Source organism: Stappia sp., from assembly GCF_040110915.1.
GTDB lineage: Bacteria > Pseudomonadota > Alphaproteobacteria > Rhizobiales > Stappiaceae > Stappia.
In genome coordinates this window covers 3,595,001-3,607,866 of the sequence record NZ_CP157793.1, presented here as the reverse complement: position 1 = coordinate 3,607,866, position 12,866 = coordinate 3,595,001, and the positions used below count along the sequence as shown (strand labels likewise).

The 12,866-nt window shown below is 68.6% G+C and carries 7 protein-coding genes; 6 read left to right on the top strand and 1 reads right to left on the bottom strand.

The features are described 5' to 3' along the window. The first annotated feature begins 115 nt into the window (after positions 1-115). From ptsP to ABL312_RS16025, 6 genes are all read left to right on the top strand, one after another. Complete coding sequence (gene ptsP / locus ABL312_RS16050) at positions 116-2,383, top strand: phosphoenolpyruvate--protein phosphotransferase (protein ID WP_349358401.1); 2,268 nt, start codon at positions 116-118, stop codon at positions 2,381-2,383. Between the two features lie 124 nt (positions 2,384-2,507). Next, positions 2,508-3,581: a peptide chain release factor 1 gene (gene prfA / locus ABL312_RS16045; RefSeq protein ID WP_349358400.1), complete on the top strand. Its 1,074-nt coding sequence runs from the start codon at positions 2,508-2,510 to the stop codon at positions 3,579-3,581. Continuing rightward, positions 3,578-4,510 carry a peptide chain release factor N(5)-glutamine methyltransferase gene (gene prmC, locus ABL312_RS16040; RefSeq protein ID WP_349358399.1) on the top strand — a complete coding sequence of 311 codons (933 nt, stop codon included), beginning with the start codon at positions 3,578-3,580 and terminating at the stop codon, positions 4,508-4,510. Before prfA ends, prmC begins: the two co-directional genes overlap by 4 nt. A 298-nt stretch (positions 4,511-4,808) precedes the next feature. Beyond that, positions 4,809-5,813, top strand: coding sequence for a DUF4167 domain-containing protein (locus ABL312_RS16035; protein WP_374730140.1), 1,005 nt, complete (start codon positions 4,809-4,811; stop codon positions 5,811-5,813). A 290-nt stretch (positions 5,814-6,103) separates the two neighbouring features. Further along, positions 6,104-8,701 carry an ATP-dependent chaperone ClpB gene (gene clpB / locus ABL312_RS16030; protein ID WP_349358398.1) on the top strand — a complete coding sequence of 866 codons (2,598 nt, stop codon included), beginning with the start codon at positions 6,104-6,106 and terminating at the stop codon, positions 8,699-8,701. Between the two features lie 157 nt (positions 8,702-8,858). Beyond that, on the top strand, positions 8,859-9,410 hold the full coding sequence (locus ABL312_RS16025; RefSeq protein WP_349358397.1) for an Hsp20/alpha crystallin family protein: 552 nt from the start codon (positions 8,859-8,861) through the stop codon (positions 9,408-9,410). Positions 9,411-9,575: 165 nt separating this feature from the next. On the opposite strand, the gene ABL312_RS16020 is transcribed toward ABL312_RS16025, so the two are convergent. Beyond that, entirely contained in the window at positions 9,576-11,558 is a 1,983-nt protein-coding gene (locus tag ABL312_RS16020) for a M23 family metallopeptidase (RefSeq protein ID WP_349358396.1), read from the bottom strand. Between the last annotated feature and the right edge of the window lie 1,308 nt (positions 11,559-12,866).

The following is a 12,866-nucleotide window of genomic DNA, read 5'->3' as shown; positions in this document are numbered from 1 at the left end:
CAGAGGCGCGCCGCACCAGAACCCGACGGTCCGGCGGGGGAGCCTGCACGGATGTAACGCGGATGTGGCGGCGGCCTCGAGCCCCCGCGCACGGGCGGAAAGGACTTGACGGGTGATGCGGAGCACTCTCGCCGGGCCCCGCGTTCTGCTTCGGCGTCTCCGTGAGGTCATGGCGGAGCCGATCAACGCGCAGGAACGGCTCGACAAGATCGTTGTCCTGATCGCGGCCAATGTGGTGGCCGAGGTGTGCTCGGTCTATATCCTGCGCGCCGACGGCATGCTGGAGCTCTACGCGACCGAGGGTCTCAACCGCGACGCGGTGCACAAGACGAGCCTCAAGGTCGGCGAGGGTCTCGTCGGCCTGATCGCGGCGGACGCGCGCCCGCTCAACCTGCCCAACGCCCAGGCCCATCCCGCCTTCGCCTACCGCCCGGAAACGGGGGAAGAGGCCTATAACTCCTTCCTCGGCGTGCCGATCCTCAGGGCCGGGCGCACGCTCGGCGTGCTCGTCGTCCAGAACCAGTCGCACCGCACCTATTTCGAGGACGAGGTCGAGGCGCTGCAGACCACCGCGATGGTCATCGCGGAGATGGTCGCCGCCGGTGAGCTGGAAGCCATCGTCCAGCAGGGCACCAAGCTCGACCTGTCGCGGCCGATGCATTTCAAGGGCGTGGCGCTCTCCGACGGCGTCGGCCTCGGCCATGTGGTGCTGCACGAGCCGCGCGTCGTGGTCACCAATCTGATCGCGGAAGATTCCGGCGTCGAGCTTTCGCGGCTGGAGCGGGCGATCAACCGGCTGCGGCTTTCGCTCGACGATCTGCTGTCCTCCGGGGAAATGGCCCAGCACGGCGAACACCGCGAGGTGCTGGAGGCCTATCGCATGTTCGCCCACGATCGCGGCTGGATCCGCAAGATCGAGGAGGCGATCAACAACGGTCTGACGGCGGAAGCCGCGGTGGAGAAGGTCCAGTCGGACACCCGCGCGCGCATGATGCGCCAGACCGATCCTTACCTGCGCGAGCGCCTGCACGATCTCGACGATCTCGCCCATCGCCTCATTCGCGAACTGATGGGCCGCCAGCACGGACCGCTGTCGGAAAGCCTGCCGCAGGACGCGGTGATCGTGGCGCGCAACATGGGGGCGGCGGAACTGCTCGATTACGGCCGCGACCGCATTCGCGGGATCGCGCTGGAAGAGGGCGGGCCGACGAGCCATGTCACCATCGTCGCCCGGGCGCTGGGGATCGCGGCGGTGGGGCTTGCGGACAATCTCGTCAGCCTCGCGGAAACGGGCGACCCGGTCATCGTCGACGGCGAGAGCGGCGAGATCCATCTGCGCCCGGCGCCGGACGTGGAAAACGCCTATGCGGAGAAGGTGCGCTTCCGCGCCCGCCGGCAGGCGCAATACCGCCGGCTGCGCAACGCGCCGTCGATCACCCGCGATTCCGTCGATCTGTCGCTCCAGCTCAACGCGGGTCTCCTGGTCGATCTGCCGGCCGTCACCGAATCGGGGGCGAGCGGCGTCGGCCTGTTCCGCACCGAATTGCAGTTCATGGTCGCCTCGTCCTTTCCCCGGATGAGCGAGCAGATGGCCTATTACGAGCAGGTGCTGGACGCCGCCGACGGACGGCCGGTCACCTTCCGCACGCTCGACATCGGCGGCGACAAGGTGCTGCCCTATCTCAGGGCCATCCAGGAAGAGAATCCGGCGATGGGCTGGCGGGCGATCCGCTTCGGCCTCGACCGGCCGGCGGTGCTGCGCACGCAGCTCAGGGCGCTGTTGCGCGCGGCCGCCGGGCGGGAGCTGCGCATCATGTTCCCGATGGTCTCGCATGTGGCGGAGTTCCATCAGGCCAAGGCGATGGTCCAGCGCGAGCTGCAGCACCTGCGCCGGCACGGCCACAAGACCCCGGAGCGGCTTCACCTGGGCGTGATGATCGAGGTGCCCTCGCTGCTCTATCAGCTTGATGAGCTTTATGACGCGGTGGATTTCGCCTCCATCGGCTCGAACGACCTGTTCCAGTTCTTCAACGCCATCGACCGCGGCAACACGCGCGTCGCGGAGCGGTTCGACACGCTGTGCGTGCCCTTCCTGCGGGCCCTGCGGCAGATCGTGGAGCGCGCCGGGGCGCATGACACCCCGGTCGCGGTGTGCGGCGAGATCGCCGGGCAGCCGCTGCACGCCATGGCGCTGGCCGCGCTGGGCTATCGCACGCTGTCGATGTCGGCCTCCTCGCTCGGCCCGGTCAAGGCGATGGTGCGCGGCCTCGACGTCGGGCGGCTGTCGGAACGCCTGCTGCCCCGGCTCGAAACGCCGGCCGCGCTGGAAGACCCGCGCGCGCTGCTGAAGGCTTTCGCGGCGGAAAACGACGTTCCCCTGTAGCTGGTCGTCCTGCGCAGACTTGCCGGCCGCCCGGATCCAGAGGGGCGACCGGCCGGGCGCGCCGAAAGCGCGCGCCGCTTTTCTCACCCCGTTTCTCTCGCCCCTGAAAGGACCCTGTCACGCCATGATCGCGGCGGAAAAACTGGAAAGCCTCATCGCCCGGGTCGACGAGATCGAATACCGGATGACCCAGAATCCGGACCCGGAGACCTTCGTCCGCCTGTCGCGCGACTATGCCGAGCTCGAACCGCTGGCCGCCAAGGTGCGCGCGCTGCAGAAGGCGGAAGCCGAACGCGCCGAGGTGGAGGCGATCCTCGCCGATGACGCGGCGGACGCGGAGATGCGCGCGCTCGCCGAGGCGGAGCGCGAGACGCTCGACGCGACCATCACGGCGCTCGCGCAGGAGGTGCGTCTCGGTTTTCTGCCGCGCGACGCGGCGGATGCGCGCGACGCGATCCTGGAGGTGCGCGCCGGCACGGGCGGCGACGAGGCCGCGCTTTTCGCCGGCGACCTGTTTCGCATGTATCAGCGTTACGCCCAGCTCAAGGGCTGGAAGGTGGAGGTCGTCTCGGCGAGCGAGGGCGAGGTCGGCGGCTACAAGGAAATCATCGCCGCCGTGTCGGGCGCGCGGGTCTTCGCCGATCTCAAGTTCGAATCCGGCGTGCACCGGGTGCAGCGGGTGCCGGAGACCGAATCGGGCGGGCGCATCCACACATCGGCCGCCACCGTCGCCGTTCTGCCGCAGGCGGAGGAGGTCGATGTGCAATTGGCCGACGCCGACTTGCGGATCGATACGTTTCGCGCCTCGGGCGCCGGGGGGCAGCACGTCAACACCACCGATTCGGCCGTGCGAATCACCCATGTGCCCACCGGCATCGTGGTCGCGGTGCAGGACGAGCGCTCGCAGCACAAGAACAAGGCCAAGGCGCTGCAGTTGCTGCGCGCGCGCATCTTCGACGAGGAACGCGCGCGGCTTGCCAGCGAGCGCACCGAGGCGCGGCGGTTGCAGGTCGGCTCCGGAGACCGCTCCGAGCGCATCCGCACCTACAATTTCCCGCAAGGGCGGGTGACCGACCACCGGATCGGCCTGACGCTCTACAAGCTGCCCGAGATCCTCGCCGGCGAGGCGCTGGGCGAGGTCATCGAGGCGCTGCAGCTCGACCATCAGGCGAGCCTGCTGGCGGAGGCCGGCCTGTGACAGACGATACGGGAAGCGGCGCGCCTCCGCCTTCCGTCACGCCCGCCGCCACGCTCGGCGCGCTGGCCGGCGATCTCAGGGCGCGGTTTCGCGCCGCCGGCCTCGAAACCGCGGCCCTGGACGCCCGGATCCTGAGTGCGGCGGCCTGCGGCGTCGCGCCCGACCGGGTGGTGCTCTCGCCCGATCATCCGGTCTCGGGGGATCAGCGGGCCCGCGCGAAAACCTTCGCGCGGCGCCGGCTCGGCGGCGAGCCCGTGGGCCGCATCCTCGGCGAGCGCGAGTTCTGGGGGCTGACCTTCGCCCTGTCGGCGGACACGCTGGAGCCGCGCCCGGACACCGAAACGCTGGTGGAGGCCGCCCTTGCGTGGTGCGAGGCGCAGGGCGGACGGGCGCGCGCCTGGCGGTTCGCCGACCTGGGAACCGGCACCGGCGCGATCGCCGTCGCGCTGCTGAGCGAACTGCCGGCGGCCTGCGCGGTCGCGGTCGATATCTCGCAAGGGGCGCTTGCGACGGCACGGGCCAATGCCCGCCGGCACGGGGTGTCGGAGCGGTTTCTGCCCGTGCTCGGCGATTTCGCGCAAGCGCTGGCGCCGGGGCTCGATTTCATCGTGTCGAACCCGCCCTATATCGCGGACACCGAGCGCGCCGATCTGTCGGTGGATGTGCGCGGGCACGATCCGCAGCGCGCGCTGTTCGCCGGCGCCGACGGGCTCGACGCCTATCGCGCGATCCTGCCGGAGAGCGCGCGGGTGCTTGCGGGGACAGGCGCACTGCTGCTCGAGATCGGGGCGTCTCAGGCGCGGGCCGTGTCGGGGCTGGCACGGGCGGTCGGCCTTGCCGACACGGGGGTGATTCGCGATCTCGCGGGGCGCGACAGGGTCGTTCGGGCAACGAGTGTTGCAAATCCGCTTCAGGGCGGCGCCTCGTGAAAAAGGCGCTTGGAAAAATCGGCGGAAACGGCTAGGTTCAACCCGCCGAGACCCGTTGGGGGGTGGTTCGAATATCCACGGGCAGGCAGTACGACAAGTTCATCGAAGACTTTTCGTTCAGACCGAATCCTGTGTCTGTGGGCGTTGTCGCCCCACCGGGACGGTGCAATCGGTTCCCCAGAACTGGGCTGATCCGGGCAGATCCGAGATCCACCGGACAAGGGGCCGTCGAGAACGACCCCCTTCCGCTTCGCCGGACCGGACTGCGCCGTCATGGCCCTTGCCGCCGATGCAGGACTTGAAGCGGATCGCGCAACACCGACGATGTCTCGTTGCGTCCCATGATGCCGGTCCACGGCGGACCGGTAATTCGGCTGGCGCTTGCCGGTCGCCGTTCGTGAGAGAACACGGCAGAATGAGACCAGGAAATCAGAATAGCAAACGCATCCGCGGCCGCGGTCGCAAGGGGCCGAATCCGCTGTCGCGGACGTATGAGTCGAACGGCCCCGACGTGAAGATCCGCGGGACCGCGCATCATGTCGCCGAGAAGTATCAGCAGCTGGCGCGTGACGCCGCCGCGTCCGGCGACCGGGTGATGTCCGAAAACTACTTTCAGCATGCGGAGCACTACCTGCGCATCATCGCGGCCGCTCAGCAAAGCATGCAGCAGCCGGTGGTTCTGCCGCGCGGCGACGGACACGACGACGAGCCCGTGCAGCAGCCGGAGCGGCCCGAGCGTCAGGAACGCGCCGAGCGCTCGGAGCGTGGCGACCGTCAGGAGCGTTCCGAGCGTTCTGAGCGTCGCGAGCGCGGCGGCGACGGCCCGTCCAGGCCGGTGATGCCGGTGGACGCGCCGCAGCCCTTCGTCGAGGACATGCCGGTGCTCAAGTCGACGGCCGAGACCGGGGGCGAGGGCGGTTCCGCCAAGAGCCAGGATGACGAGGACGGTGACGACGACGAGCGCGGACGACGCCGGGCGCGCGGCACGCGCGGGCGGGGCCTGCGCAAGGCCCGCCAGAGCGCGTCGCCGGATGACAAGTCGACCGACGACAAGACGTCGGGCGAGGCCGGGGCATCCGAGGCGGAGACCGGTTCGGACGGTGACAAGCCGGCAAAGTCCAGGGCAAGGGCTGCCAAGGCGGTGAACGGCGCCGAGGATGCATCGGCCGACACCCCCGCCAAGGAGGCCAAGGGGTCCGAGGACAAGCCGGCGCCGAAGCCGCGCGCAAGGCGCACGCGCACCGCGAAGACCGCCGAGGCAAGCGAGACGGCCGGCGAAACGCCGGCGCCGAGCGACGCCTGACCAGTCCACCGCCGCGGCCGTGTCGCGAGAGCGCGGCGGACGGTGAAATGGTCTGTGGACCTGTCGCGGGAGTTTCCGGGGAAACTGCCGAGAAAATCGCCGAGGACAGTGAAAGGGTCGCCGACGGGCGGCCCTTTTTTGTCGGGCTACGGGCTTCCCCCTCTTTTGTGATCGAAATGCAACACTATATCCTGTCTGCGGCCGTTTCGGGCCGTGCGGTTGCCTGCCAGGGACCGCAATCCGAGAAGGCCGGTCCGCTTCGGGGATCGGCCGGCTTTTGGAGGTGACAGATGAATTTCGAAAAATACACCGAGCGGGCCCGCGGCTTCGTCCAGTCGGCGCAAACGGCCGCCATCGGCCAGTCGCATCAGCAATTCGCGCCGGAGCATCTGCTCAAGGTGCTGCTCGACGACCCGGAGGGCATGGCCGCCGGTCTGATCGAGCGCGCGGGCGGACGCGTCAAGGACGCGGTCGCCGCCAACGAAAAGGCGCTGGCCGCGATCGCCAAGGTGTCCGGCGGCGGCGGTCAGCTTTATCTCGCGCCGGGTCTGGCGCAGGTGTTCGAACAGGCGGAAAAGATCGCGGAGAAGGCGGGCGATTCCTTCGTCACCGTCGAGCGGCTGCTCCTGGCGCTGGCCATGAACAAGGAGAGCGCGGCGGGCAAGGCGCTGGCGGCGGCCGGCGTGACGCCGGCGCGGCTCAACGAGGCGATCAACGATCTGCGTCAGGGCCGCACGGCCGACAGCGCCTCGGCCGAAAGCCAGTATGACGCGCTCAAGAAATATGCCCGGGACCTGACCCAGGTGGCGCGCGACGGCAAGCTCGATCCGGTGATCGGCCGCGATGACGAGATCCGCCGCACGATCCAGGTGCTGTCGCGGCGCACCAAGAACAATCCGGTGCTGATCGGCGAGCCGGGCGTCGGCAAGACCGCCATCGCGGAAGGTCTGGCGCTGCGGATCGTCAATGGCGACGTGCCCGAGAGCCTGAAGGACAAGAAGCTGCTCGCCCTCGACATGGGGTCGCTGATCGCCGGCGCGAAATATCGCGGCGAGTTCGAGGAGCGTCTCAAGGCGGTGCTGTCCGAAGTGCAGGCGGCGGCCGGCGGCATCGTGCTGTTCATCGACGAGATGCACACGCTGGTCGGGGCCGGCAAGGCGGATGGCGCGATGGATGCCTCCAACCTGCTGAAACCCGCGCTGGCGCGCGGCGAGCTGCATTGCATCGGCGCGACCACGCTGGATGAATACCGCAAGCACGTGGAGAAGGACGCGGCCCTCGCCCGACGGTTCCAGCCGGTGTTCGTCTCCGAGCCGACGGTCGAGGACACGATCTCGATCCTGCGCGGCATCAAGGAGAAATACGAGCTGCACCACGGCGTGCGGATCACCGATTCGGCCGTGGTCGCCGCCGCGACCCTGTCGAACCGTTACATCACCGACCGCTTCCTGCCGGACAAGGCGATCGACCTGGTCGACGAGGCGGCGAGCCGGCTGCGCATGCAGGTGGACAGCAAGCCGGAGGAACTCGACGAGCTCGACCGGCGCATCATCCAGCTCAAGATCGAGCGCGAGGCCTTGAAGAAGGAAACCGACCCGGCCGCCCACGACCGGCTGCAGAAGCTGGAGGGCGAACTGGCGGACCTCGAGGAGGAAGCCTCGGCGCTGACCGCCCGCTGGCAGGGCGAGAAGGAAAAGCTGTCCTCGGAACAGAAGCTCAAGGAGCGGCTCGATCAGGCGCGCATCGACCTGGAGAAGGCGCAGCGCCAGGGCGATCTGGCGAAGGCCGGCGAACTCGCCTATGGCGTCATTCCGGATCTGGAAAAGGCGCTGGCCGAGGCCGAGGCCTCCGAGGATGGCGGCGCCATGGTCGACGAGGCGGTGACCACCGACCATGTGGCGCACATCGTGTCGCGCTGGACCGGAATCCCGGTCGACAAGATGCTGGAAGGCGAGCGGGAAAAACTGCTGCGCATGGAAGACGAACTGGCCCATCGGGTGATCGGCCAGCAGGAAGCCGTGCATGCGGTGTCCACCGCCGTGCGCCGGGCCCGCGCCGGGCTGCAGGATCCCAACCGGCCGATCGGCTCGTTCCTGTTCCTCGGGCCGACCGGTGTGGGCAAGACCGAGCTGACCAAGGCGCTGGCCGAGTTCCTGTTCGACGACGAGGCCGCGATGGTGCGTCTCGACATGTCGGAATACATGGAGAAGCACTCGGTCGCCCGGCTGATCGGCGCGCCTCCGGGCTACGTCGGCTATGAGGAGGGCGGTGCCCTGACCGAAGCCGTGCGGCGCCGGCCCTATCAGGTGGTGCTGTTCGACGAGATCGAGAAGGCGCATGCGGATGTCTTCAACGTGCTCCTGCAGGTGCTCGACGACGGCCGGTTGACCGACGGGCAGGGGCGCACGGTCGACTTCCGCAACACGCTGATCATCATGACGTCGAACCTCGGCGCGGAATTCCTGGCGAATCAGGGCGAGGGCGAGGATTCGAGCGCCGTGCGCGATCAGGTGATGGCGGTGGTGCGCGGGCATTTCCGGCCCGAGTTCCTGAACCGGCTCGACGACCAGATCCTGTTCCACCGCCTGCAGCGCGCGCAGATGGGCGCCATCGTCGACATCCAGCTCACGCGCCTGGAGGCGCTGCTGGCGGATCGCAAGATCGCGCTGGCGCTGGACGAGAGCGCGCGCGGCTGGCTGGCGCAGAAGGGCTACGACCCGGCCTATGGCGCGCGTCCGCTCAAGCGCGTGATCCAGCGCGAGGTGCAGGACCCGCTCGCCGAGATGATCCTGGCGGGCAAGGTCGCCGACGGCCAGACGGTCGAGGTCTCGGCCGGCAGCGACCGGCTGCTGTTCTCCGTCGCGGAGCGGGAGACCGCCGCCGCCTGACGCGACGAACGCTGCGCCGCCTGCGGGCGGGACCGCGCTTTTTGGCAATGGCATGAACCGGCGCCGGGCAGCCCTGTCCGGCGCCGGTTCGCGTTCTTGCTCCGGCGCGGGAGGCGCGGCTGCCTCGCGTGCAAGGCCCGGGCCTGCAGCCGGAGGTTTGACTTTCGTCAATTTGCAAATGCCGCCGATGAGGCAGGCTGATTATCGCGACGAAGAGCGCTTTGCATGTCGTGAATGTGGAGGTACCGCCATGGCCTTATTGCCATCGCTGTGGGACGAGCGTGCCCAGTCCCTCACCAATCTGCAAAAGGAAATGAACCGCCTTTTCGGCGATTTCTCCCGGAGCTTGCCGGAGGCCATGCGCTTCGGCGCGGAGCTTCCCGCAATCGATGTCTCGGAGACCGAGGACGGGCTTGCCGTTTCGGCAGAACTGCCCGGCGTTTCCGAGGCCGATCTCGACGTGTCGGTCGAGGATCGCACCCTGGTGATCAAGGGGGAGAAACGCGAGGAAAAGGAGACGAAGGACAAGGATCGGCACGTGAGCGAACGCGTCTATGGTGCGTTCCGCCGCAGCCTCGCCCTGCCCTTTGCCCCGGATCCGGATGCGGTGACCGCGCATATGGAAAACGGCGTCTTGAAGGTCTTCCTGCCCAAGCCGCCGGAAACCGCCGAGAAAAGCCGGAAGATCAATGTGACGCGCAAGACCTGAGGTGCGAGGCAGGCGGAGGGGGCGGCCGGGCTTGCGCGGCCGGGTCCGGTCCGCGCCCGCCGCGTCCTGGCGATCCCTTGACGTCTCGGAAATCCAACAAAAAAACCCCGGACGATGCCTGTCCGGGGTCGATGGTGAAAAAGCCGACAGACGCGGGCGTCTCCCTCAAGGGGAGGCGAGCGAGGCCACGCGCGACGGGCCGGCGGCGCGCTCGATCAGGTCGTCGATGCGCTCGCGCTCCCGGTGGAAGGCTTCCAGCATCTCGCCCTCCAGCACCCGGCCGCGCGGCAGACGGATCCGCATCGGATTGACGAAGCGGCCGTTGACCTTGACCTCATAGTGCAGGTGCGGACCCGTCGAGAGGCCGGTCGATCCGATGTAGCCGATGACCTGGCCCTGGCGCACGCGCACGCCTTCGCTGATCCCGTCGGCGAAGCGCGTCTGGTGGCTGTAGGTGGACATGTAGCCGTTGGCGTGCTGGATCTCGATGCGGCGTCCGTAGCCGGATACCCAGCGGGCCTTGGCGATCACGCCGTCGCCGGCCGCCATGATCGGCGTGCCGCGCGGGGCGGACCAGTCGACGCCGTTGTGCATGCGCATGGTGCCGACGATGGGGTGGCGGCGCATGCCGAAGCCGGAGCGGTAGCGCCCGCCCGACAGCGGCTTGCGCATCAGGAATTTTTTCGCGCTCTTGCCGGTCTCGTCGTAGAAGTCGACGGCCCCGTCGTCGGGTGTGCGGAACCGGTAGAAGCGGCGGGTGGTGTTGCGGGTCGTCAGCGCGGTGTAGAGGATTTCCGCCGGCATGCCGGTCTCGTCCTGCTCGAGACCGTAGAAGATCTCCAGCGAATCGCCCGGTTTGACCCGGGATTTGAAATCCACGTCGAAGGAGAAGATGCGCACCAGGTCGGCGATCATCTCCTCGTCGACGTCCTGTTCCAGCGCGGTCTGATAGAGGCTGTCGTAAAGGCTCGGCGTGGTGCCGGCGAAGTTGACGCGTTCGGCCTCCGCGAAGGCATCGGCGAGGAAGGTGTCCGGCGCCTTGGCCGGGACATAAACGCCGGTGTCGGAGCGGGCGATGGTCGCCTGATGGTCGGTATCGGCGTAGACGCTGATGCGTTGCGGCAGCATCCGCTGCGCTTCGTCGCGGCTCGGGGCCAGGGCGAGACGGATGCGATGCTCGCGGTCGAGTTCCGTCAGGGCATAGCGGCGGTCGAAGGCGTCGATGATCTCGCGCGCCTCGTCTTCCGTCGCGCCATTGTCGAGCAGGATCTCGGCGAAGGAGCGATCGCCGGATACGGGGATGATCTTCTCCTCCATCCCCGGGATGCCGTCGCTGTCGTCCGTCTTCGACACGAAGGAGACGTTTTCCGGCGTGATGCGCACCGACAGGCGCGACAGTTCCGGTTGCTGGGCGAGGTCGAAATCGAAGCGGCCCGGGTCGATCACCGGGCCGGTCGCGGCGTCGATCGCATTGCCGGCCAGGAAGCGGGCGGACTGGCGCACCGCGCGTTCGATCTCCATGTCGGAGATCTCGGCCGTCGCCACCGCGGCCGGATCGTCCAGCGGAAAGTCGGTGACGGTGATCGAGACCTCGCCGTCGACCCGGGCGCCATAGATCGCATCGCTCACCGCGCGTTCGGGCAGGGGGGCGTTGTCGGAAAACAGCTTGAGCGGATTGAAGGCGGGGATCTCCGCCGCGCGCTCCGGCGAGGTGCGCGTCGCCAGCGTGGCGGTGACCAGCGCGAAGGGGCGGACCTTGATGTGGTTGCGGTCGCCCTCGCGATGCACGGTCGAGACCGGAATCACCTGGCGGTTGGAATATTGCGCCGCCGCGCGCAGCACCCGGTCGCCCTTGGCGGAGCCGTTGCCGGCCGCGCGGCCCGCCTGTGCGCTGGTGTCTTCGCCACGCACGGGCGCCGCCGCCACTTCATACTGACCGTCGAGCGCCGCGAACAGCGCCCCGCCCATCAAGGTGACGGAGGTGACGCCGGTGAGCACGGACCCGGTGAGCCAGCGCACGCTGACCTTGCGACGGTTGGGCAGATGCGTCCGGCCGTCTTCCACCATGAGCGGGGGGTCGTCCCCCAGTTCCACGGTGGACCGGTCATGCGCGTCGCGTGAGAACGTCGGTAGGCCGTGGTGTTGCATTCTGTCTCGCTCGTTCTTCCACATCCCGCCCGGCGGCGTCTTGCAGTCTTGCATACTGTCATACATGAGACCGCCATGCGGCCCGTCATACATGAAACCGCGACGCGGCGTGACGCGACAAAAGGCTCGCCATCCCGGTCCGGTCCCGGCGGCGTCTGGGGCCGCGCCGGTTGCCCCGTGCGCTGCCGCGTGTCCCGGGCCGTATCGGGACACGGTCCACGCCGCCCGCTGCCCGCCCCGTGCCGCCGCTCAGGTCGGGTCCGCTGTCCGCAGCACTTCCCCGGCCGAATATCGCAGCGTGGCAATCCGGCGGCGTGCCGCTGGCAGGGCACAGACGGAACGGACGTTTTCTTCCCGGCTCCCGCACCCTTTTCGTGCGCGATGCGAAGAGGCCGCGCGCGCCACGACGAGGGTGCATCTTGCCATGTGCGGCCTGCCTCGGGCCGGATCGGTGACGGCAATCTTACGAGCCCCGATGGACAGGAGCAATCCGGCGTATTTGTGGCATCCGCGCGGCACGGGCGTCGGGCCGGAGCGGCGCGGTCTGTCAGGTCGATCCCGGAGGGGGAGACGCGCACGCGCAGGCGCGCAGCGGAGAGGGGAAATCGCCGGCCGCGTTTGTGCCGCCCATCCCTCCCGGTCAATGCAATGTCCCTTGTATGAAGTGAACTGCATTTCCCAACCTTGACCCCGGTGGCGAGGCGCCTTCGACAGACGGATGCGGGAACATGGCCGGCGGGTGAGTCGGCCAGCTTGGATAGGCCGCCAGTCAGACGCCCGCAGCGGTTGGAAGAAAAAGGGTGCCCATGCGCGACCGCCGCATGGGCGGAGCAGGGCCCGGCAGTTCGACGCCGGTCGCCGCGCTCTCGAGGCCTGCCCGCCCTTGCCATCTGTCCCATATTTCTAGCGGGTTTCTGGCGGGCGCGATTGGCACGCGCCCTTCTCCTCCGTGACGGGGGGGCTCACCAGATGCGCCTGCGTCCCCGGACCGGTCACGGTCCGGCCTCTGCGCAGTGCTGCGGCATCGGCGTGCCGGTGACCCGCCCTCCGTCATCCGCCCCCCGGTCATCCGCAACGCCATCATCCAGGGCTCATGATCCGGCCGGATACCGCACACGGTGGAGAACCGATGTGGCAGGGCACCGCAGCCGGGCTTGGCGTCGGCCGGGTGCCGTCTAACCCTTTTGACCGGCGCCGCTGATCGGGCGCCATCGCCTGGAATCGACCGATCGTGAGGGCGAATGCTCCCTCTCAAACCCTTTGCCACGAGCGACCTGCCGCGTCTGCCATCGCCTGTGAATATCTTCA

Bases quoted from the DNA above. Each gene is read 5' to 3' on its own strand.
- ptsP (WP_349358401.1), top strand. From the start codon at position 116: ATGCGGAGCACTCTCGCCGGGCCCCGCGTTCTGCTTCGGCGTCTCCGT.
- prfA (WP_349358400.1), top strand. From the start codon at position 2,508: ATGATCGCGGCGGAAAAACTGGAAAGCCTCATCGCCCGGGTCGACGAG.
- clpB (WP_349358398.1), top strand. From the start codon at position 6,104: ATGAATTTCGAAAAATACACCGAGCGGGCCCGCGGCTTCGTCCAGTCG.
- ABL312_RS16020 (WP_349358396.1), bottom strand. From the start codon at position 11,558: ATGCAACACCACGGCCTACCGACGTTCTCACGCGACGCGCATGACCGG.